An 18,906-nucleotide genomic window follows, 5' to 3' on the forward strand; every position below is an offset into this window, starting at 1 on the left:
TTCATGGCGGACTGCATGGTGTTTACCCGCATAACGAGGCTTCAGGGTGCTGAACGGGGCGGCCTTCCGGGGCGGCGATAATAGAAGGCTCTATTGACCTCCACGCGCGAAGAAACCCAGACATGACCCAGCCCGTAATGAGTGTTGCCGACATTCGCAAATCCTTCCTTGACTTCTTTGCCTCCAAGGGCCATACCGTGGTGGCTAGCAGCCCGCTGGTACCGGGCAACGACCCAACGCTGATGTTCACCAACTCGGGCATGGTGCAGTTCAAGGACGTGTTTCTGGGCACCGACAAGCGCTCCTATGTGCGCGCCGCGTCCGTTCAAGCCTGCCTGCGTGCGGGCGGCAAGCACAACGATCTGGAGAACGTGGGCTATACCGCGCGCCACCACACCTTCTTCGAGATGCTGGGCAATTGGAGTTTTGGCGACTACTTCAAGAAGGAAAGCCTGAACTGGGCGTGGGAGCTGTTGACCACCGTATACAAGCTGCCCGCCGACAAGTTGTATGCCACGGTCTACCAGGAAGACGATGAGGCCTACGCCATCTGGGAAGACATCTTCGTCAAATCAGGCTGGACCCCCGAGCGCGTCAAGCAAGAGGGGCGCATCATCCGCATTGGCGACAACAAGGGTGGCCGCTACAAGAGCGACAACTTCTGGATGATGGCTGACACCGGCCCCTGTGGCCCCTGCTCGGAAATCTTCTACGACCACGGCGCCCACATCCCTGGTGGCCCTCCCGGCAGCCCCGAAGAAGACGGCGACCGCTTCATCGAAATCTGGAACAACGTGTTCATGCAGTTCGACATGGCGGCGGACGGCTCGGTCACCAAGCTGCCCGCGCCCTGTGTGGACACCGGCATGGGCCTGGAGCGCCTGGCGGCCATCTTGCAGCACGTGCACAGCAACTACGAGATCGACCTGTTCGACACGCTGATCAAGGCCGCCGCCCGCGAAACTGGGTGCACCGATCTGGGCAACAAGAGCCTGCGCGTGATTGCCGACCACATCCGCGCCACTGCGTTCCTGGTGAGCGACGGTGTGATCCCCAGCAACGAAGGCCGCGGCTACGTGCAGCGCCGCATCGTGCGCCGCGCCATCCGCCACGGCTACAAGCTTGGCCAGAAGACGCCTTTCTTCCACAAGCTGGTGAAAGACCTGGTGCAGGTGATGGGCGCCGCCTATCCGCACATGGCATCGCAAGAGGCCCGCATCACCGAAGTGCTGCGCGTCGAAGAAGAGCGCTTCTTTGAAACCTTGGCCACCGGCATGCAGATCCTGGACGAAGCTTTGGCTGGCGGCGTGAAAGTGCTGCCCGGTGAAGTGGCCTTCAAGCTGCACGACACCTACGGCTTCCCGCTCGACCTCTCGGCCGACGTGTGCCGTGAAAACGGTGTCGAAGTGGACGAAGCCGGCTTCAAGGCCGCCATGGAGCAGCAAAAGGCCAAGGGCCGTGCCGCCGGCAAGTTCAAGATGGACAAGGCGCTGGAGTACAGCGGCGTTGGCAACACCTTCGTGGGCTACGAGCACCTGACCCAAGCTGCAAAAATCGTAGCGCTCTACGCAGACGGCACGCCGGTTAGCGAGCTGAAGGCCGGTCAAGACGGCGTGCTGGTGTTGGACACCACCCCGTTCTACGCCGAGAGCGGCGGCCAGGTGGGCGATGAGGGCGCAGTGTTCTCGGATGCCGGCCTGTTTGAAGTGGGCGACACCCAGAAGATCAAGGCCGATGTGTTTGGCCACCACGGTACGCTCAAGACCGGCAGCCTCAAGGTGGGCGACAGCGTGACCGCCCATGTGGACGCCGCCAAGCGCGCCGCCACCGTGCGCAACCACAGCGCCACCCACTTGATGCACAAAGCCCTGCGCGAAGTGCTGGGCGAGCATGTGCAGCAAAAGGGCAGCTTGGTGAACGCCGAGCGCACCCGCTTTGACTTTGCGCACAACGCACCCGTGACTGACGCGCAGATTCGCCAGATTGAAGCCATCGTCAACGCCGAAGTGCTGGCCAACGCGGCTGCGCAGGCGCGCGTGATGGACATCGAATCGGCCCAGAAAACCGGCGCGATGATGCTGTTTGGCGAGAAGTACGGCGAAACCGTGCGTGTGCTCGACATCGGGTCGAGTCGCGAACTCTGCGGCGGCACGCACGTGCAGCGCACGGGTGACATTGGTTTGTTCAAGGTGGTGGGCGAGAGCGGTGTGGCTGCTGGCGTGCGCCGCGTGGAAGCCGTGACTGGTGCCAACGCGTTGGCCTACCTGCAAGACCTGGAAGACACCGTGGATACCGCGGCCGCTACGCTCAAGACCCCTGTGGCCGAGTTGGGTAGCCGTCTGGGTCAGGTGCTGGACCAGGTGAAGGCCCTGGAAAAAGAAGTGGCTGCCCTCAAGGGCAAGCTGGCCTCCGCCCAGGGCGACGAATTGGTCGGCAGTGCTGTCGACGTGAATGGCGTGAAGGTGCTGGCTGCCAAGCTGGACGGTGCCGATGCCAAGACCCTGCGCGACACCATGGACAAGCTCAAGGACAAGCTGAAGACCGCCGTCATCGTGCTGGGCGCGGTGGACGGCGACAAGGTGCAAATTGCAGCCGGCGTGACCAGCGACACCACGGCCAAGGTCAAGGCGGGAGAGCTCGCCAACTTTGTGGCGGGCCAGGTGGGGGGCAAGGGCGGTGGCAAGGCCGACATGGCCATGGCGGGTGGTACTGAGCCTGCCAAGCTGGCCGGCGCGCTGGCTAGCGTGCAGGGCTGGGTGACCGCCAAGTTGTGATTCGGCACAGAGTGCTATAAAAAGACAAGCTGCTCGCGCATATTCCACGAGGGCTAGGGCCGTATTTGATGCATAAATGCGAATGAAGCGTCGGCAGGTGTTGGGCCTGCTGGGCGCCGCCAGTATGGGGCCGGTGATGGCCCCTGCTGTAGCCAACCCCGGCTACGACGTGCAGCCTTGGGGCGCCAAGCAGGCGGTGCCAGTGGGCGACTTGGTGGATCTGGAGGGGCAGCACTGGAGCTTGCCCGATCTGCGGGGCCGTGTGGTGCTGCTCAACTTCTGGGCTGGCTGGTGTGAGCCTTGCCGCGCCGAGATGCCCGCGCTGCAAACCCTGGCTGCCCGGGAGTCACAGCGCATGGTGGTGTTGGCGATCAACCTCAAAGAATCGTTTGACGCGATCGCCCGCTTTGTCCAAGCCACGGGCTTGATGCTGCCCGTGGTGCGCGACGTGCAAGGCGAACTTGCCAAGGCTTGGGGCATCCGCATTTACCCGTCCACCGTGTTGATCGACACCGAAGGCCAGGTGCGCGGCATCGTGCGTGGCGCGCTGGACTGGGCCGGGCCCGAGGGCGAGCGCCTCTGGCGACCCCTGTTGCAGCCTCAGGGCGCGCGCAAGCGCTGAGCCAAGGCCACCACCTCTGGCGCCTGCACAGGGCGGGCGTCTGCCGCGCTGCTGGACTGGATGAGCCGGCGCAGAGTTTCGAGGTGGGGCATCACGGTGCCAAAAAACTGGGGCTGCTCACCTTGCGCAATCAGGATGGTCGGAAAGTTTTCCACCTCGACGGGGTCCACCAGATCGGCCTGGTCTTCAATGTCCACCCATTCAAACCGAGCATTGGGAAAGTCGGCCTGCAACTGCGCAAACAGGGGCTGGTACTCGGTGCAGGTGCCGCACCACTGGGCGCACAGGCAGGCCACCAGCAGCGGGGCGGATGCGGTTTCGGGCAGGGTCGGGGCGTAGGACATAGTGGTCGGCTAATGACTCAAATCAATATCGATATAACAAGGCGCTGGGGTATGGAGTTTTACAATATAGGGCTTCGCCCTGGCCGTAAGTGGCCGCGGGCCCTCCCCAACGATTGACCTTCACCAAGGCCCCCATGAGTGCATTTCTGGAAGAAACAGTTTTAAGCGTACACCACTGGACCGACCGTTTGTTCAGCTTCACCACCACTCGGGACCCGGCCCTGCGTTTCTCCAATGGCCACTTCACCATGATCGGCCTGATGCAAGACAACGGCAAGCCCTTGCTGCGCGCCTATTCCATCGTCAGTGCCAACTACGAAGAGCATCTGGAATTTTTGAGCATCAAAGTGCAGGACGGCCCGCTCACTTCCAAGTTGCAGCACATCAAGGTGGGCGACAAGATTGTGGTGGGTCGCAAGCCCACTGGCACCTTGCTGATCGACTACCTCTTGCCCGGCAAAAACCTGTACCTGTTGGGCAGTGGCACCGGCTTGGCGCCTTTCCTGAGCGTGGCCCGCGATCCTGAGACCTACGAGAAGTACGAGAAGGTCATTGTGGTGCATGGCGTGCGCGAGGTCAAAGAGCTGGCCTACTACGACTACTTCAAGAACGAGTTGCCCAAGCACGAGTTTTTGGGTGAGATGGTCACGAACCAGATGCTGTACTACCCTACGGTGACCCGCGAAGCCTTTGAGAACCAGGGCCGCATCACCACGCTGATTGAGAGCGGCAAGCTGCCCGCCGATCTGGGCCTGCCCCCGCTGGACCCCGCCACCGATCGCATCATGATCTGCGGCAGCCCCGGTCTGAACAAAGACATGCGCGAAATCCTGGACGCCAAGGGCTTCAAGGAAGGCAACACCACCACGCCTGGCGACTACGTGGTGGAGCGTGCGTTTGTAGAGCAATAAGCGCTTCGGCCCACGCGGCCCGCGTGTCACCTGAAAGGCCTGCTTGCAGGCCTTTTTTCAAGGCACTGGAATTGGGTTGGCTGTGTGTCGGTGAGGTTCAGGCCACTGCAGCAGCGAGCAAACAGAGTATTGCCGCGAGCGTCAGGTGCAGGCGCATGGGTAGCCAAGCTGTGAGGCCGTACGCCGGGTAACTGCGCCGGTCCACCGCCAGGCAGATGCCCAGCAGCAAGGCCAGCGTGACCAGGCCTTGTGCCACTGGCAACAGCAACGCCACCCATGCCACCAGGCTGGGGAATACGCCCCACACAAATGGCCCAGGTTGCGGTGTGAGCGGCCCGCGCATGGCCAAGCCCCAGTGGATGGCCCCCATAAAGCTGGCAATGCTGGCGCCGTAGGCCAGCAGGGCCAGCACCGCTTGGCTGCGGTAGTCGGCTGGTGCCCACCAGGTAGCGGCGGCCAGCGCAACAAACGGCAGCGCACCGGCATAGCCCAGCCGGGCTGCCCAGCGCGGAAGGGGATGGGACTGGGGTGGGGCGGCAGTCATGGGGCGTCCTGAATGTCCGTATGCAAAAAAGTTGCTAGCCACTGTGGCAGCATTCGGAGCCCGTATTGTGTGGGAAACCTCGCCATGTGTGTCCGTTGGGGGCCATTGTGGTGCCTCTGAAAGCGATTTGAGAATGACCGCCTTGAATGTCTTAGGTACCGCCTTGCAAGCCTGCTCGTTTGACCCCCTCACCGGGTTTTTCCGCGATGGCTGTTGCAACACCGATGCCCACGACCATGGCACCCACGTGGTGTGCGCCAAAGTGACGGCCGACTTTTTGGCGTATTCATTGCAAAGGGGCAACGACCTGAGCACCCCGCGTCCCGAATACCGCTTTGTGGGCTTGCGCCCTGGCGACCGTTGGTGTTTGTGCGTCAACCGTTGGTTGGAGGCATTGCAAGCGGGCGTGGCCCCACCTGTGCATCTGGAGGCGACTCACATCAAAGCCTTGGAGCGTGTGACTCTGGAGCAACTGAAGGCCCATGCTTTGCAATAACGTTCGGTGCTGTACCGATGAAGTCTGGCGCACATGCATACTGCGCGCATGAAACAACACTTTCTTCTGTGGGCACTTTCTGCAGCTCTCGCCAGTGGCGTGGCAATGGCACAAAGCGACAAGCCGCCCTTGCAGCCCATCCCATCGCTCGATGTGGCGCGCTACATGGGCACCTGGCATGAGATTGCCAAGTACCCCAACCGCTTCCAGAGTAAATGCGTCCGCAACACACGCGCCGAGTACCAAGCCATGCCGGATGGCACCGTGCAAGTGCGCAACCGCTGTGTCATGTCCGATGGCCAAACCACCGAAGCGCTGGGCGCCGCCCGCCAGATAGGGGCTGCTGACTCCCCCAAACTGCAGGTGCGATTTGCGCCCGCGTGGCTGTCGTTCTTGCCCATGGTGTGGGGCAACTACTGGGTCATCGACCTGGACCCGCAGTACCAACTGGTGGCCGTGAGCGAGCCAGAGCGCGAATACCTTTGGGTACTCTCCCGTACCCCCAAGGTGGAACCCGCCGCTTACCAAGCCTTGCTGGCCCGCCTGGCCCAGAGCGGTTTTGACATGACCCGTTTGGAACTGAGCCCGCAGGAGTAAGCATGATTGACGGATTGATTGCCGGTCACCTGGTCGGTCTGGCCGAAACCCGCCAAGGCAAAAACGGCAGCACGTTTGCGCTGGCCAAGGTCAAAGCTATGGCGGGCGATGGAGAGAGCCTGATCGTCAACGTGATTACATTCGCAGCTGAGGCCAGCGCTGCACTGATGGCTCTAGACGATGGCGACTCGGTGGCACTGGCCGGCGCACTGACGCCCAAGGTGTGGACCGACAAACAAGGCAACACCCGCCCTGCGCTGGACATGGTGGCTACCCAGGTGCTCACCACCTACCACGCGGCACGCAAGCAGCACGTGCTGGGTGGATTGGGCGAGGCGCCCCTCAGTCCTTGAGCTCCACCCCCAGCGCCTGCAGTTTCTTGGCATACGAATCCCGGCGCTTGGCGGCCTTGGCTGCCGTGTCTGTGGCAGCCTGAATCGCTTTGGGCCCTTTGTTGGCTGCCGCCTTGATCAATCCGAACTTGTGCGTCGCCTCGGCCTCCGCCCTGCGGTAAGTGGCAATTAGGTCAGCGTGGGCGGGGGAGGATGTCACAAGTGCTTTCAGTGCAAAACTGTATTTTCTACGCTGCGTTATTACCCATGCACCCCGATTGAGATCCCTGCACCTGTTGGAGGTGCTGTCGCGAACATCGGTAAATGACGAGACGGATATAAATCACGCATTCAATATTAATAGTTAATAGGAGACCATCTTGAGTCCATGCCACATCGCTCCCGTCGGGGGGCGCCACAGTCCCAGCTCCTCAGGCGGCCATCCATGACCAGCCGCTATCGACGAATCGTGGCAATCCGCATCATGCCCGCCGCCTTGTTGTCTATGCTCAACTTGGCTGCGAATGGCGAAGTTGCCAAGGGCGCCCATCCTGCCTCCACACTCCTTACAACTATGCGTGATCTGAAAATCCTTCTTGAGGTTTTCGCCGTCCTTGCCAGAACCAGAAACTTCGACGAGGTGATGCGGCAGGTGGGTGAACTTTCCACCCGCCCCCGGCGGACCGAACTCGCGGATTGGGGTGCTGCCTACCTTGCTCAGCACCCTGTCGTGTCGGAATTCATGATTCACCGCGAGCGCACCGCGCCGGGCCAACGGCAAGAAAAATTCCGCCAAGTTGTCGCGATCCAGGCAGTCTTGCGACCGAATACGGTTCGCCTCAGTGATCTCGAGGCCACGTTTGGCGCGTGGTATCGGGATCCGCCCGACGGAGACAAGGTTTCGCTTGCGTCAGCGTACTTCAATGCAAAGTTGATTCACCCCAAGGCCAGTTATTTCTTGCTGGCGACCACAGGGGCTGGCTACGAAGAAACGCTCTCGAAGTCGGAGTACGCGCAAACGCTGGTGGCCACGTGGTCTGATGACCGATATTCCACGAAGGGGCGGCCTTGGTGACGCACCAAGCCAGCGGCGTTGGGGGCTGACGCGTGTCGCGTGGGCAGCTCCAAGCCTATGGCATTAGGCCAGCACCCGCGTCCCCAGCTTATACGCCGGCAATCCCGCCAACATGCGTTTGCCATAACTCGTCTGTGTGAGCCGCTTGTCGTAGCAAATCACTTGGGCGCGGTCTTCTTCGGTGCGGATGGCGCGGCCGGTCCATTGCAGCAGCTTCACGCCCGTGGCAGGGATCACCAGTTCGTTGAACGGATCGCGCCCCACGCTGCGTAGCCATTCGGCGCGGGCTTCGTCCACGGGGTCGCTGGGCGGCGCGAACGGCAGTTTGGCGATGAACACGGTCTCGCACAGTGCGCCAGGCAGGTCCAGCCCCTCGCCAAAACTTTGCAGCCCAAACAGCACCGATGGCATACCGCTCTCCACGCGCTCGGCGTGGGCCGCCAGCAGGCGTGTGCGGGACTGCGTGCCCTGTACCAGCACCATGTCCATGAGGTGGCCGGGCAGGGCGTCGGTGGCGGCGCGCATCTGCGCACGGCTGGTGAAGAGCACCAACGCGCCACGTTTCACACCCTCAATGTCTTCCATCAGCGCGCGCACCATCTCGGCGGTGTAGGCGTCAGCGTGTTTGGGATCGGCCTGGGTGTGCACCACGGTCAGGCTGCCTTGTTTGGCGTAGTTGAAGGGGCTGGCCACTTCCAGCGCGGTGACATAGGGCTTGTTGGATAGCCCGGCTTCTTTCAAAAAGTAATCAAAGCTGCCGCAGCTGGTGAGCGAGGCACTGGTCACGATGGCGCCACGTACCTGGCTCCACAAAAACTGGCGCAGCAGGTCGCCAGGGACGATGGGGCAGGCGTGGGCGGTCATCGTCAGGTAGCCGTTTTCGCTCTCGGCCTGCAGCCATTTGGCCAAGGGCTGTTCGCCATGCTCCAGCAGCAGCTGCGCGGTAGACACCAGGCTGCCCAGGCGCGGCGCAATGCCGCCCAGCTGCGCATAGAGCTGGGCGCACAGCACTGCCTGGCTGGGGTCGTCCTTGGCGATGGCCTTCACGTCCACACCCAGCGCTTCCAGGGCTTTGGACAGTCCGTTGGCTTGCGCGTGGATTTGGTTTACTGGCTCATGCATGGCCTCGGGCAGCACGCCATTGGCAAATCGCAGCGTGCCATCGTTACCTTCGCCGCGCGCGTTCTGGCCGGTGTGGGCCCACACCAGGTCCATGGCCATGCGGGCCAGCGTGGTCAGTGCGCCCTTGAGCTGGCTGGTCACGGTTTGCACGTCTTCGCCCACATGCAGTGCCAGCTTGCCGGCTACTTCGTTCATGGCCTTGGGCAGCTTGTCCAGCCAGCGCAGGTTGCTCAGGTCCATGGCGTTGGAGAACTGGTCCAGCGCGACGGCGGGCAGGTGATGGCCTTCGTCAAACACCACCAGGCAATTGTCCAAGTCGGGCAGGGTCTTCATGCCCAGGCTAGCCAACACCAGGTCGTGGTTGGCCACGATGACATTGGCCTCGGCCAACTTGGTACGTGCGTTGTAGTAGCTGCATTCCTTGTAACGCGGGCAGTGGCGCGCGGTGCAGGTGTGGCGCTCGGCGGCTACGGCCGACCAGTCGCGTGGGTCGGGCGTGTCGGGCAGGGTGTCGCGGTCGCCATCCCAGCTCACCACGGCCAGCTTGTGGGCCATGCCCTCATAGAGCGATTGGCGGCGCTCTTCGATGGCTTCTTGCGACAGGGCAGACACCTTGGGCTGCGGCAGGTCGTCGTCAAACATGTCGTCCTCGGCCGCGCCGCTGCCCTCCAGCCGCTCCAGTTTCACCTTGCAAACATAGCGGCCCCGGCCCTTGGCCAGTGCGTAAGCAAAGGGCTGGTCCATGCTGCGCGCCAGGGCCGGCAGGTCTTTGGTCATCAGCTGCTCTTGCAGGGCCACGGTGGCGGTGCTGATGATGACGCGCGTCTTGCGTTCCAGCGCCATGGCAATGGCCGTGCTGGCATAGGCTGCGCTTTTGCCCACGCCGGTACCCGCCTGGATGACGGCAATGGCTTTGGTGGGGTTGGGGTGCTCGCCAATGTCGGCCTGCGCCAGCGTGGCGGCCACGGTCTCGGCCATTTGGTGCTGGCCGGGGCGGCGACGAAAACCGGACGTGCTGCCCACCACTTGCTCAAAGGCGTGCAGGGCGTGCTGGGCCAGGGCAGCGCTGGCAGGCGGCAGGGAGGAAAAGTCAGACAACGGGGAGGACCTTCAGCGCGGGGGAGGGCTGAATATACAGGCAGCAGGGATAATCGGGCCTGCGCCACCCCGGGGTACTTTGTGTTACGCCGTACGCGCTGCCTTTTCATCCACCCGGAGATCTCTGTATGACCCCCGTTACTTCCTCTGCCCCCGTGGCTTCCCGTGTGGCTTCGCGCCGTAAATTTATGGCCAATTCGGCTGTAGCCATCGTGGGTACTGCGCTACCTGCTATTAATTTTGCACAATCGACGAGCGCGGCCGAGCGCCAGTTCAGCCCCAAGCCGGGCGCGTGGCGCACCTTTGAAGTGACCACCCGTGTGGACATTGCCAAGCCCCAGGGCGCCACCCGCCTGTGGTTGCCCATTCCCTCGGTCAACAGCGACTGGCAAAAGTCAATGGAGAGCAGCTACCAGACCAATGGCACCGCCCGCTTGGAAGACGACAACACCTATGGCGCGCGCATGTTGTTTGTGGAGTTTGCGGCTGACCAGGCCAAGCCTTTTGTGGAGCTGACCAGCCGCATCCAGACGCAAAACCGCGCCCAGGACTGGACGCAAAAGTCCACCCCCGCCGAAGACGCCGCCAGTCTCAAGTATTGGACCCAGCCCACCGAACTGCTGCCCACCGACGGCATCGTGCGCACCACAGCCCTGGAAGCCACCCGCGGCGCCAAGACCGATGTGGAGAAGGTGCAGAAGTTGTATGACTGGATCGTCACCAATACCTTCCGCGAACCCAAGGTGCGCGGCTGCGGCGAGGGCGACATCAAGACCATGCTGGAGACCAACAACCTGGGTGGCAAGTGCGCTGACCTGAACGCACTGTTTGTGGGCCTGTGCCGCGCGGTGGGTGTTCCCGCACGTGACGTGTACGGCCTGCGTGTGGCGCCCAGCGCCTTTGGCTACCGCGAGCTGGGTGGCAACTCCGCTAGCCTCAAGGGCGCGCAGCACTGCCGTGCCGAGGTCTACCTCAAAGGCCATGGCTGGGTGGGCATGGATCCGGCCGACGTAGCCAAGGTGATGCGCCAGGAAACCCCCGAGTGGATCAAGTCCGCCAGCAACCCCTTGGTCGCGCCGGTGAACAAGGGCCTGTTTGGTGGCTGGGAGGGCAACTGGATGGCCTACAACGTGGCCCACGACGTGGTGCTGCCCCAGTCCACCGGCCCCAAGCTGGGCTTCTTCATGTACCCCACGGCCGAGACAGCTGCGGGCCGCCTGGACTCCTACGCGCCCGACGACTTCAAGTACCAGATCAGCGCGCGGGAAATCACCGCGTAACATCCGCACTGCCTATGCCCCATCCCCATGCCCTGATCGATTTTGCCAATCCCCGACAGCCTGCTGGCACTGCCGTGCCACTGGCGTTTGGGGAGCCCGATCAGGTGCTGGTGGCGCATGCGGTGCACGAGGTGGCCGCTGTGCTGGCGCAGGTGGATGCGTTGAGCCGCCAAGGGCGCTGGTGCGTGGGCTATGTGCGCTACGAGGCGGCGCCCGCGTTTGATGCGGCGCTGCAGGTGCGTGCGGCCGATGGCCCGCTGGCCTGGTTTGGGGTGCACACGCAGCCGCTGCCAGAGTACACCGCCGAAGACCAGTCGGAGCCCACCGTGCATTGGAATACGGGCGTGAGCCGGGCCGTGTTTGACCAGAACATGGCCGAGATCCACCGCGCCATTGCGGCTGGTGAGCTCTACCAGGTCAACTACACCGCGCCACTGCAGGCGCAGTTCTCTGGCAGTGCCCTGGCCTACTTTGCGGCGCTGCGCCGCGCCCAGCCCCGCGCCTACAGCGCCTTTATTGACGCAGGCACTGAGCAGGTGTTGTCGGTGTCCCCTGAGCTGTTTTTTGATTGGGATGGCGAGCGCATCTTGAGCCGCCCGATGAAGGGCACGGCCGCACGCGGCGCCACGCCCGAGGACGATGCTGCCAATGCCACGCAACTGCGCAACACGCCCAAGGAGCGGGCCGAGAACGTGATGATCGTGGACCTGATCCGCAACGACCTGTCGCGCGTCGCACAGCCGCACAGCGTAAGGGTGCCGCGCCTGTTCCACCTGGAGGCACTGCCCACCGTGTGGCAAATGACTTCGGATGTGGAAGCGAGCACGCGCCCCGGTACCACGCTGCTGGATGTGTTCACTGCGCTGTTCCCCTGCGGCTCCATCACCGGTGCGCCCAAGGTGCAGGCCATGCGCATGATCAAAACCCTGGAGCCTGCCCAGCGGGGTGTGTACTGCGGCGCTGTGGGCGTGGTGCGGCCCGGTGGCCACGCCACTTTCAATGTGGCGATTCGCACCGTCACCGTGCAAGGCGACACGGCCCGTTGCGGCATTGGCAGTGGCATCACCTTCGATGCGCAAGCCGAGGGTGAGTGGAATGAGTGGCGCAGCAAACGCATGTTTCTGGAGCGTGCCAGCCAGCCCTTTGAACTGTTGGAAACGCTGGCGCTGTGCGACGGGGAGTTGCCGCATGTCGATCTGCACCTGGACCGCATGGCGGGTGCTGCCCAGCACTTTGGCACGCCGTGGGACCGCACCCGCGCGCTGCAGACCCTGCAGGCTCTGGCGGCAGCGCACCCCCAGGGCGCGTACCGCGTGCGCCTGCTGCTGTCGGCCAACGGGCACTGTCAGGCCCAAGCCTTCGCGCTGGCGGACACGCCGCAGCCCGTGCGCCTGCAGCTGGCGAAGGCGCCGATTGCCGAGGCGCACAGCGAGTTTGTGCGCCACAAGACCACGCGCCGTGCCCACTACGACGCCTTCACGCCCACCGACGCCACGGTGTTCGACACCCTGCTGTTCAACGCGCAGGGCGAGCTGACCGAGTGCACGCGCGGCAATATTGCGGTGCAGCTGGACGGCCGCTGGGTCACGCCGCCGCTGGCCTGCGGCTTGCTGCCGGGTGTGGGCCGCGCGCTGCATCTGCAGAGCGGCCGCCTGACAGAAGCCGTGGTGCGTGTAGAAGACTTGCCACGTGCGCAAGGCCTGGCGTTTATCAACAGTTTGCGAGGGTGGCTCGATGCAACGCTGGTGTAGCCGTTGGGTGGTGCTGGGGCTGCTGCTGTCGGCTGCATGGGCGTGGGCGCAACAAGCGCCCGAGCCGCCCCAGACTTCGGTGCCGCGTATTGCCGGGCGGCTCACCGCGGCCGATGTGGGCCTGGTCATCAACACCGCCGACCCCTATTCGGTGGAGGTGGGCGAGTACTACGCGGCCCAGCGCGGCATTGCCCCCGAGCACATCGTGCGCGTGGAGCTGCCGGTGCGCAACAGCCTGAATGTGCTGGAGTTTGGCGCGCTCTACAGCCAGGTGCGCGAGCAAATGCCGCCCCAGGTGCAGGCATTGGCGCTGGCGTGGACGCAGCCGTTTGCCGTGGAGTGCAACTCCATCACTTCGGCCCTGAGCCTGGGCTTTGAGCCCGAGGCCTGCCGCAAAACCTGTGCACCCAGCCGGGCGTCGCCGTATTTCAATGCACGCACCCACAAGCCCTTCACCGAGCTGGGTATCCGCCCGTCCATGCTGCTGGCCTCGCGTTCGGTGGCCAGTGCCAAGGCCCTGATTGACCGTGGCGTGGCTGCCGATGGCAAGTTGGGCAAACTGGGGGCACCCTCGGCCTTTGCGGTGTTTGTCAACACGCAGGATAGGGCGCGCAATGTGCGTGCCGCCCTGTTTCCGCCCGCCGGGCGCATGGGCCAAAGCGGCGTGGCCGTGGTGCGGCGCGAGCAGGCCGACCCCGACCCGCTGCGCCGCGTGGTGCTCTACCAGACCGGGCTGACCCGACAAAACCCTATCGACCCCCAGCAGTGGATTCCCGGCGCGCTGGCCGACCACCTCACCTCCTTTGGCGGGCAGCTGATGGATGGCAATGGTCAGATGAGCGTGCTGGAGTGGCTGGAAGCGGGCGCCACCGCCAGCTACGGCACGGTGAGCGAGCCCTGCAACCACCTGCAAAAGTTTCCGCACCCGCAGGTGCTGCTTTTGCACTACCTGCAGGGCGCCACCGCGCTGGAGGCCTATTGGAAAAGCGTGGCCTGGCCCGGCCAAGGCGTTTTGGTGGGCGAGCCGCTGGCCGCGCCGTTTGTGCTGCGCTAAGAGCATCGCCTTGCCATGCAGAGCAGCCCCCACCGTTCGCTGACCGATCTGATGCGCGCGCCAGCGTCTGCCGCGCCGGTGGTGTGCGGGGTCATCGCACTCAATGTGGCGGTGTTTTTGGCCATGCTGCTGGCCGGGGCCGGCTGGTGGCATGCGGCCCAAGGTGTGCCGCTGGCCTGGGGCGCCAACTTTGGGCCCGCCACGCAAGACGGCCAGTGGTGGCGCCTGATGACGGCCATGTTTGTGCACTTTGGGGTCATGCACCTGGCGCTCAATATGTGGGCGCTGTGGGATGTGGGCCGCCTCATGGAAGGCCTGCTGGGCCGCGGGCGCTTTGCGGCGCTGTATCTGGGCAGCGGCGTGCTGGGCAACGGCGTGTCGCTGGTGGTGCAGGGCAACCAGGCGGTGTCGGGCGGGGCCTCGGGCGCCGTGTTCAGCCTCTATGGGGCCTTGCTGGTGTGCCTGTGGCGCGAGCGGCGGCAGGTGGACCGGTCAGAGTTCCGCTGGCTGTTTGGCGGGGCGCTGTTTTTTACGGCGCTGATGCTGGGCCTAGGCCTGGTGCTCCCCGGCATTGACAACGCGGCGCACGCGGGTGGCCTGTTGGCCGGTGCGCTGCTGGGCGGCCTGCTGGCCCAGCCCTGGACGGCGCAAAGCCCACCCGTGCGCAGCTGGCGGCGCGGCAGTGTCGCCGCTTTGGTGCTGCTGGTGGTGGTGCTGTGGCGCGCCTTGCCCGCGCCGCCCTACCTGATGGGGGAGGAGCTCAAGGCCCGCGCCAGCATCGCCCGGTTTTTGCAAGACGACGAGCGGATCAGCCAGCGCTGGGGCAGCCTGGTGCAGCGCGGCCCGCAAGAAGGGCTGAGTTTTGAGCAACTGGCCGGGCGCTTGGACGAAGTGGCCGTGGGCTACGAACGCAGCTTCGACTACCTGACCGCCGCCACCCCGGCCGGCCAGGCGCCATCTGCTGCCACCTTGGAGGCGCTGCAGGCCTATGCGGTGCAGCGTGCGGAGGCGGCGCGCGCCCAGTCAGAGGGCCTGCGCCGGGGGGATGCCACCGCGCTGCAGCCAGCCCAGCCTGCCGCATCGGCCCCGGCGAGCGCGCCGTAGCCCGGCTGGGGCGTACTTCTGCTATCGAATTAGGAGCTGCTTGCGCAGTAACCACGGCCTTTAAGGCCATATTTCTTATAAATTTTGCAGTGTCAGCAGGCTGCGCTGGCTGGCAAAGCTGCGGGCTTCGCCGGTGATGGGGTCGGTGAAGGCAATGTGCTGCGCCAGCAGCTGCAGTGGGCGGCGGTAGTCGGTGGCGTCCTCGGGCGTCAGGGTGGGGTAGATGCCGTCGAACAACAGCGGCAGGCCCAGCGCCGCCATGTGCACGCGCAGCTGGTGGCGCTGGCCGGTCAGGGGGCGCAGCTGGTAGCGGGCCCAGGCGCCGTGGGTCTCCAGCACGTCGATGTCAGTGATCGCGTTCACGGGGCCCGGCACCTCGGCTTGCTGCATGAAGTGGGCGCCCTGGCCAATGCGGCTCTCGCGGTGGATGGGCCAGGGCAGGGCGGGATTGCTGGGGGCAATGCACTGGTAGGTCTTGTCCACCACCCGGTCGCGAAACAGCGCCTGGTAGGCATTGCGCGTGGCGGGGTTGACCGAGAACAACACCAGCCCGGCCGTGTCGCGGTCAATGCGGTGGATGGGCGAGAGGGCATCCAGCCCCAGCTGCGCCTTGAGCCGCACCAACAAGGTCTCTTGCACGTATTTGCCCGAGGGGATGACCGGCAGGAAGTGCGGCTTGTCCACCACCAGCAGGTGTTCGTCTTGCCACAGCACCGTGGCCTCGAAGGGAATGCGTGGCTCGGCGGGCACGCTGCGGTAGTAGTAGAGGCGCCGCCCCGGCGTGGGTGCGTCGTGGGCGCTAGCGGTCTGGCCCTCGGCGTCCACCACCTCACCAGCCTCCAGCCGGGCCCGCCAGTCTGCTGGGGGCACGGATGGAAAACGCTCCAGCAAAAAATCCAGCAGCGTGGGCCAGGGGCCGGCGGGCAGCACCACACAGCTGGGGCTCACCCCCTTGCGCGCGGGCGGGGCGTTGGGCCGGTGGCGGGCCATGCCAGCGGGTTTAGACGCGTTCGAACACCACGTCCCACACACCGTGGCCGAGCTTGATGCCCCGGTTCTCAAACTTGGTGAGCGGACGGTAGTGCGGCTTGGGCGCGTAGCCAGCCAGCTCGGGGTGGTCCGGCAGGGCGCGGTTCTTGAGCTTGGGCTCGGCGCTCAGCACTTCCAAAATCTGCTCGGCGTAGGGCTGCCAGTCAGTGGCGGCATGCAGGTAGCCCCCCACCTTCAGGCGCGCGGCCAGCTTGGCCACCAGCGGGCTCTGGATCAGGCGGCGCTTGTTGTGTTTGGTCTTGTGCCAGGGGTCGGGGAAGAAGATGTGCACGCCATCCAGGCTGCCCATCGGCAGCATGTGGTCAATGACTTCCACCGCGTCGTGGTTGCAGATGCGGATGTTGGGAATGTTGTGCTCGCCAATGCGCTTGAGCAGCGCGCCCACGCCGGCCTCATGCACCTCGCAGCACAAAAAGTTGGTGCCCGGCAGCGTCAGCGCAATTTGCGCCGTGGCCTCGCCCATGCCAAACCCAATCTCCAGCACCACCGGGCGCTGGGTTGCAGTATTTGCATCTTTTGGTCCGCTAGCCCCCGCAGCACCTGCGAAAGCAGCTTCGAAATTGATAGCGCCCGGCTGGTAAGGCAGCAAGAACTTGGGCCCCAACTCTTCCCGCGCTTTGATCTGCCCGCTGCCCATGCGGCCCGCGCGCTTCACAAAACTCTTGACGGTGCGCATAAAGGGCTTGGCGCCTTCGTCGGCAGGGTTCTCGGGCGGGGTGGTGTCGGGTGTGGAGGTGGTCATGGTCAGCAGTCGCGGCAAAAAGGCCGGGCCTGCATTGTATGCAGGGGCGATGGGCGGGAGTAGGTCGACAGCCGCTGAGGGCCGGGTGCATTCCTTTCCAGGTGACTGCTTTGGAGCTGTGTGATCCAGCCTGAAACTTCGCTCATTCAACTAGACCAGGAGTCCGGGTAAGACTGCAAGCAGGCGTTGGTCGATATCTGCCAGCAGATACTTTATCCGCCTCATCAGGCAGAGAGCTTGCCATGAAGTAGTTGTTTCAGAAGTCCCCGTTATTGCCCATGTCGCTGAACGTCCTAGTGCCGGTTAACTTCCGCAAGAAACTTCTCCCTGTATTTCGCTGCAGCCTGAGTGCGCCCCATTACCTCTGCCGCCGCTTCGAGTCGCCGCCAGAATGCAGCCTTGCAAACCAATTCCTCCGCAATGCTGGCAATCTCGCCCAATGCCAAGCCCAGTTCATTCTGAGAAAGATATTCGTCAAACTGAGTCAATGAATAGCGATCTGAGTCGATTTCAGCAATCGACTCGACCAGGTATCGACGAGCGTCTTTTAAGTTCGCCTCGGCAACTCCCCAGATCTTCCACAAACTTGGATCAGTCATGATGTTTGAAGGTCGTTTCGATTTTGACAATTCAGCCAAGCCCTGAATATCCCCCGTTCGGGTGAATTCGCTAGCGTCCGCTTCCGCCGCATAGGCGACCTCGGCAAGCCCACCTCATTTGTAACAGATCGGATGTCTGCTTTTGGGCAGGTATTCCAGGGGCTCAGAAGTCCGCTTTGAGTGGCGCTATGGGATGTTGAAGATTCACTACACACGCTAGGTGGCTGCCATCCATGCCAGCAAATCGTGTGAAGATCAACGGAATCTGCCCCACTTGAATCGCCCCCACATGACATACCGCTGGTCTGAATCTACCGACGCCCTGGACTGGGACGAACTTGCTGCGCTCTACCGTGCTGCGCCCTTGGGTAACAAGACGCCGCAGGGGCTGAAGGTGGCGTTTGGCAACAGCATGTTTTGCTGTTTTGTGTACGACGGTGAGGTGCTGGTGGGCGCCGGGCGTGTGCTGGCGGATGGTGTGGACTGCGCCTACCTGTGTGATGTGGCGCTCTTGCCCAGCCACCAGGGCACGGGGCTGGGGCAGCAGCTGGTGGCGCGCTTGGTGGACATGTCGGGGGGGCACGGCAAGATCATTTTGTATGCGGTGCCGGGCAAGGAGCCGTTCTACCGCAAGTTTGGCTTTCGCCGCATGCGTACGGCCATGGCGATTTTTCAGGACCCCGAGGCTGCAGCCTCGCGCGGTTATATCGACGAAAACTAAAGGAAGTCCGAATGTACAAATTGCATTGTTTCGCCCAGTCGGGCAACAGTTTCAAGGTGGCCTTTTTTTTGCGCGCCCTGGGTCTGCCCCACGAATTGGTCTATGTGGACTACATGCATGGCGCTACACGTGAAGCGGCTTGGCGAGAGTCCAGCAACGAGATGGGCGAAGCGCCCATTCTGGAAGACGGTGCGCGCCGCATCACGCAGTCCGGCGCCATCCTCAGCTACTTGGCTGACAAGCACGGCGCCTATGGCGGCACCACGCCCGAGGAAAAGCTGGAGGTGCTGCGCTGGATTTTGTTCGATAACCACAAGTTCACCAGCTACTTTGCCAGCTACCGTTTCAGCAAGTCCTTTGGCCCTGCTGCGCCCGATCCGGCCGTGATGGGCTGGCTCAAGGGCCGACTTGAGGCAGCCTACGACATCGTGAACAAGCACCTGGCAAAGCAGCCTTACATGGTAGGCGAAGCCCCCACAATTGCGGATTTTTCGCTCAGCGGCTATGTCTTTTATCCCGAAGAGGAAAGTGGTTTGGATCTGCTGACGCGCTACCCCCATGTGGGCGCCTGGGCGCAGCGTATGGCAGCCTTGCCCGGCTGGGTGGCGCCGTACGCACTGATGCCTGGCGACCGCATTCTGCCCAAGTGGTGAATCGGCTGCTGGCGCTCTCGGGTGCCCATGCAGCGCA

20 protein-coding genes are annotated in these 18,906 nt (G+C 63.5%); 13 read left to right on the plus strand and 7 right to left on the minus strand.

Features of this window, described 5'->3' with window-relative positions; all coding sequences use genetic code 11:
• Positions 1–122 precede the first annotated feature (122 nt).
• Both alaS and CHU94_RS12075 read left to right on the plus strand, forming a co-directional pair.
• Positions 123–2,774 (plus strand): alanine--tRNA ligase, encoded by a 2,652-nt coding sequence (gene alaS / locus CHU94_RS12070; RefSeq protein WP_094480165.1) that lies wholly within the window; start codon positions 123–125, stop codon positions 2,772–2,774.
• 76 nt (positions 2,775–2,850) lie between these two features.
• The gene (locus tag CHU94_RS12075) at positions 2,851–3,396 is read left to right on the plus strand and encodes a TlpA disulfide reductase family protein (RefSeq protein ID WP_094480167.1); all 546 of its coding nucleotides are present in this window, start codon (positions 2,851–2,853) and stop codon (positions 3,394–3,396) included.
• Here CHU94_RS12075 and CHU94_RS12080 read toward each other — a convergent pair.
• The gene (locus CHU94_RS12080; protein WP_094480169.1) at positions 3,375–3,740 is read right to left on the minus strand and encodes a thioredoxin family protein; all 366 of its coding nucleotides are present in this window, start codon (positions 3,738–3,740) and stop codon (positions 3,375–3,377) included. The two genes, CHU94_RS12075 and CHU94_RS12080, sit on opposite strands and share 22 nt — an antisense overlap.
• 134 nt (positions 3,741–3,874) lie before the next feature.
• On the opposite strand from CHU94_RS12080, the gene CHU94_RS12085 reads away from it, so the two are divergent.
• Positions 3,875–4,651, plus strand: a complete 777-nt coding sequence (locus tag CHU94_RS12085) for a ferredoxin--NADP reductase (RefSeq protein ID WP_094480171.1) — start codon at positions 3,875–3,877, stop codon at positions 4,649–4,651.
• A 97-nt stretch (positions 4,652–4,748) separates the two neighbouring features.
• Here the strand turns inward: CHU94_RS12085 and CHU94_RS12090 are convergent, their stop codons facing one another.
• Complete coding sequence (locus CHU94_RS12090) at positions 4,749–5,195, minus strand: DUF3429 domain-containing protein (protein ID WP_094480173.1); 447 nt, start codon at positions 5,193–5,195, stop codon at positions 4,749–4,751.
• A gap of 133 nt (positions 5,196–5,328) precedes the next feature.
• Here CHU94_RS12090 and CHU94_RS12095 point away from each other — a divergent pair, with 133 nt between their 5' ends.
• From CHU94_RS12095 to CHU94_RS12105, 3 genes are read left to right on the plus strand one after another with little or no spacing between them, the layout of a single operon-like run.
• Positions 5,329–5,691 (plus strand): DUF2237 family protein, encoded by a 363-nt coding sequence (locus tag CHU94_RS12095; RefSeq protein WP_094480175.1) that lies wholly within the window; start codon positions 5,329–5,331, stop codon positions 5,689–5,691.
• Positions 5,692–5,739: 48 nt separating this feature from the next.
• Positions 5,740–6,288: a lipocalin family protein gene (locus CHU94_RS12100; protein WP_094481038.1), complete on the plus strand. Its 549-nt coding sequence runs from the start codon at positions 5,740–5,742 to the stop codon at positions 6,286–6,288.
• A gap of 2 nt (positions 6,289–6,290) precedes the next feature.
• Complete coding sequence (locus tag CHU94_RS12105) at positions 6,291–6,641, plus strand: single-stranded DNA-binding protein (RefSeq protein WP_094480177.1); 351 nt, start codon at positions 6,291–6,293, stop codon at positions 6,639–6,641.
• Here the strand turns inward: CHU94_RS12105 and CHU94_RS12110 are convergent.
• Complete coding sequence (locus CHU94_RS12110; RefSeq protein WP_094480179.1) at positions 6,631–6,840, minus strand: hypothetical protein; 210 nt, start codon at positions 6,838–6,840, stop codon at positions 6,631–6,633. The genes CHU94_RS12105 and CHU94_RS12110 overlap by 11 nt on opposite strands.
• 225 nt (positions 6,841–7,065) lie before the next feature.
• On the opposite strand from CHU94_RS12110, the gene CHU94_RS12115 reads away from it, so the two are divergent.
• Positions 7,066–7,695 carry a hypothetical protein gene (locus tag CHU94_RS12115; RefSeq protein WP_141211454.1) on the plus strand — a complete coding sequence of 210 codons (630 nt, stop codon included), beginning with the start codon at positions 7,066–7,068 and terminating at the stop codon, positions 7,693–7,695.
• 63 nt (positions 7,696–7,758) lie between these two features.
• Here CHU94_RS12115 and dinG read toward each other — a convergent pair whose 3' ends face one another.
• A complete protein-coding gene (gene dinG, locus CHU94_RS12120; RefSeq protein WP_255033933.1) occupies positions 7,759–9,915 on the minus strand; it encodes an ATP-dependent DNA helicase DinG in 2,157 nt (718 codons plus the stop codon).
• Positions 9,916–10,043: 128 nt separating this feature from the next.
• Between dinG and CHU94_RS12125 the strand changes: the two genes are divergently transcribed.
• From CHU94_RS12125 to CHU94_RS12140, 4 genes are read left to right on the plus strand one after another with little or no spacing between them, the layout of a single operon-like run.
• Positions 10,044–11,195, plus strand: a complete 1,152-nt coding sequence (locus tag CHU94_RS12125; protein WP_094480183.1) for a transglutaminase family protein — start codon at positions 10,044–10,046, stop codon at positions 11,193–11,195.
• A 14-nt stretch (positions 11,196–11,209) separates the two neighbouring features.
• On the plus strand, positions 11,210–12,946 hold the full coding sequence (pabB, locus tag CHU94_RS12130; RefSeq protein WP_094480185.1) for an aminodeoxychorismate synthase component I: 1,737 nt from the start codon (positions 11,210–11,212) through the stop codon (positions 12,944–12,946).
• A complete protein-coding gene (locus CHU94_RS12135; RefSeq protein WP_094480187.1) occupies positions 12,930–14,000 on the plus strand; it encodes a TIGR03790 family protein in 1,071 nt (356 codons plus the stop codon). Before pabB ends, CHU94_RS12135 begins: the two co-directional genes overlap by 17 nt.
• A gap of 15 nt (positions 14,001–14,015) precedes the next feature.
• The gene (locus CHU94_RS12140; RefSeq protein ID WP_094480190.1) at positions 14,016–15,104 is read left to right on the plus strand and encodes a rhomboid family intramembrane serine protease; all 1,089 of its coding nucleotides are present in this window, start codon (positions 14,016–14,018) and stop codon (positions 15,102–15,104) included.
• Between the two features lie 75 nt (positions 15,105–15,179).
• Here the strand turns inward: CHU94_RS12140 and CHU94_RS12145 are convergent, their stop codons facing one another.
• The 3 genes from CHU94_RS12145 to CHU94_RS12155 form a co-directional block, all read right to left on the minus strand.
• On the minus strand, positions 15,180–16,094 hold the full coding sequence (locus CHU94_RS12145) for a pseudouridine synthase (protein WP_094480192.1): 915 nt from the start codon (positions 16,092–16,094) through the stop codon (positions 15,180–15,182).
• A 10-nt stretch (positions 16,095–16,104) separates the two neighbouring features.
• The gene (gene trmB / locus CHU94_RS12150) at positions 16,105–16,830 is read right to left on the minus strand and encodes a tRNA (guanosine(46)-N7)-methyltransferase TrmB (RefSeq protein ID WP_255033971.1); all 726 of its coding nucleotides are present in this window, start codon (positions 16,828–16,830) and stop codon (positions 16,105–16,107) included.
• Positions 16,831–17,189: 359 nt separating this feature from the next.
• Positions 17,190–17,534 carry a hypothetical protein gene (locus tag CHU94_RS12155; protein ID WP_141211455.1) on the minus strand — a complete coding sequence of 115 codons (345 nt, stop codon included), beginning with the start codon at positions 17,532–17,534 and terminating at the stop codon, positions 17,190–17,192.
• Positions 17,535–17,784: 250 nt separating this feature from the next.
• Here CHU94_RS12155 and CHU94_RS12160 point away from each other — a divergent pair, with 250 nt between their 5' ends.
• Positions 17,785–18,216 (plus strand): GNAT family N-acetyltransferase, encoded by a 432-nt coding sequence (locus tag CHU94_RS12160; RefSeq protein WP_094480196.1) that lies wholly within the window; start codon positions 17,785–17,787, stop codon positions 18,214–18,216.
• Between the two features lie 11 nt (positions 18,217–18,227).
• The gene (locus CHU94_RS12165) at positions 18,228–18,869 is read left to right on the plus strand and encodes a glutathione S-transferase family protein (RefSeq protein WP_094480198.1); all 642 of its coding nucleotides are present in this window, start codon (positions 18,228–18,230) and stop codon (positions 18,867–18,869) included.
• Positions 18,870–18,906: the final 37 nt, after the last annotated feature.

It is taken from the genome of Rhodoferax sp. TH121 (assembly GCF_002251855.1).
In the GTDB taxonomy this organism is placed as follows: Bacteria; Pseudomonadota; Gammaproteobacteria; order Burkholderiales; family Burkholderiaceae_C; genus Allorhodoferax.

What these genes read in the sequence shown, in the direction of transcription:
- alaS (WP_094480165.1), top strand. Translation starts at nt 123, where the DNA reads ATGACCCAGCCCGTAATGAGTGTTGCCGACATTCGCAAATCCTTCCTT.
- CHU94_RS12100 (WP_094481038.1), top strand. Translation starts at nt 5,740, where the DNA reads ATGAAACAACACTTTCTTCTGTGGGCACTTTCTGCAGCTCTCGCCAGT.
- CHU94_RS12140 (WP_094480190.1), top strand. Translation starts at nt 14,016, where the DNA reads ATGCAGAGCAGCCCCCACCGTTCGCTGACCGATCTGATGCGCGCGCCA.
- CHU94_RS12095 (WP_094480175.1), top strand. Translation starts at nt 5,329, where the DNA reads ATGACCGCCTTGAATGTCTTAGGTACCGCCTTGCAAGCCTGCTCGTTT.
- trmB (WP_255033971.1), bottom strand. Translation starts at nt 16,830, where the DNA reads ATGCGCACCGTCAAGAGTTTTGTGAAGCGCGCGGGCCGCATGGGCAGC.
- CHU94_RS12090 (WP_094480173.1), bottom strand. Translation starts at nt 5,195, where the DNA reads ATGACTGCCGCCCCACCCCAGTCCCATCCCCTTCCGCGCTGGGCAGCC.
- CHU94_RS12075 (WP_094480167.1), top strand. Translation starts at nt 2,851, where the DNA reads ATGCGAATGAAGCGTCGGCAGGTGTTGGGCCTGCTGGGCGCCGCCAGT.
- pabB (WP_094480185.1), top strand. Translation starts at nt 11,210, where the DNA reads ATGCCCCATCCCCATGCCCTGATCGATTTTGCCAATCCCCGACAGCCT.
- CHU94_RS12125 (WP_094480183.1), top strand. Translation starts at nt 10,044, where the DNA reads ATGACCCCCGTTACTTCCTCTGCCCCCGTGGCTTCCCGTGTGGCTTCG.
- CHU94_RS12085 (WP_094480171.1), top strand. Translation starts at nt 3,875, where the DNA reads ATGAGTGCATTTCTGGAAGAAACAGTTTTAAGCGTACACCACTGGACC.
- CHU94_RS12165 (WP_094480198.1), top strand. Translation starts at nt 18,228, where the DNA reads ATGTACAAATTGCATTGTTTCGCCCAGTCGGGCAACAGTTTCAAGGTG.
- CHU94_RS12080 (WP_094480169.1), bottom strand. Translation starts at nt 3,740, where the DNA reads ATGTCCTACGCCCCGACCCTGCCCGAAACCGCATCCGCCCCGCTGCTG.
- CHU94_RS12160 (WP_094480196.1), top strand. Translation starts at nt 17,785, where the DNA reads ATGACATACCGCTGGTCTGAATCTACCGACGCCCTGGACTGGGACGAA.
- CHU94_RS12115 (WP_141211454.1), top strand. Translation starts at nt 7,066, where the DNA reads ATGACCAGCCGCTATCGACGAATCGTGGCAATCCGCATCATGCCCGCC.
- CHU94_RS12135 (WP_094480187.1), top strand. Translation starts at nt 12,930, where the DNA reads ATGCAACGCTGGTGTAGCCGTTGGGTGGTGCTGGGGCTGCTGCTGTCG.
- CHU94_RS12145 (WP_094480192.1), bottom strand. Translation starts at nt 16,094, where the DNA reads ATGGCCCGCCACCGGCCCAACGCCCCGCCCGCGCGCAAGGGGGTGAGC.
- CHU94_RS12105 (WP_094480177.1), top strand. Translation starts at nt 6,291, where the DNA reads ATGATTGACGGATTGATTGCCGGTCACCTGGTCGGTCTGGCCGAAACC.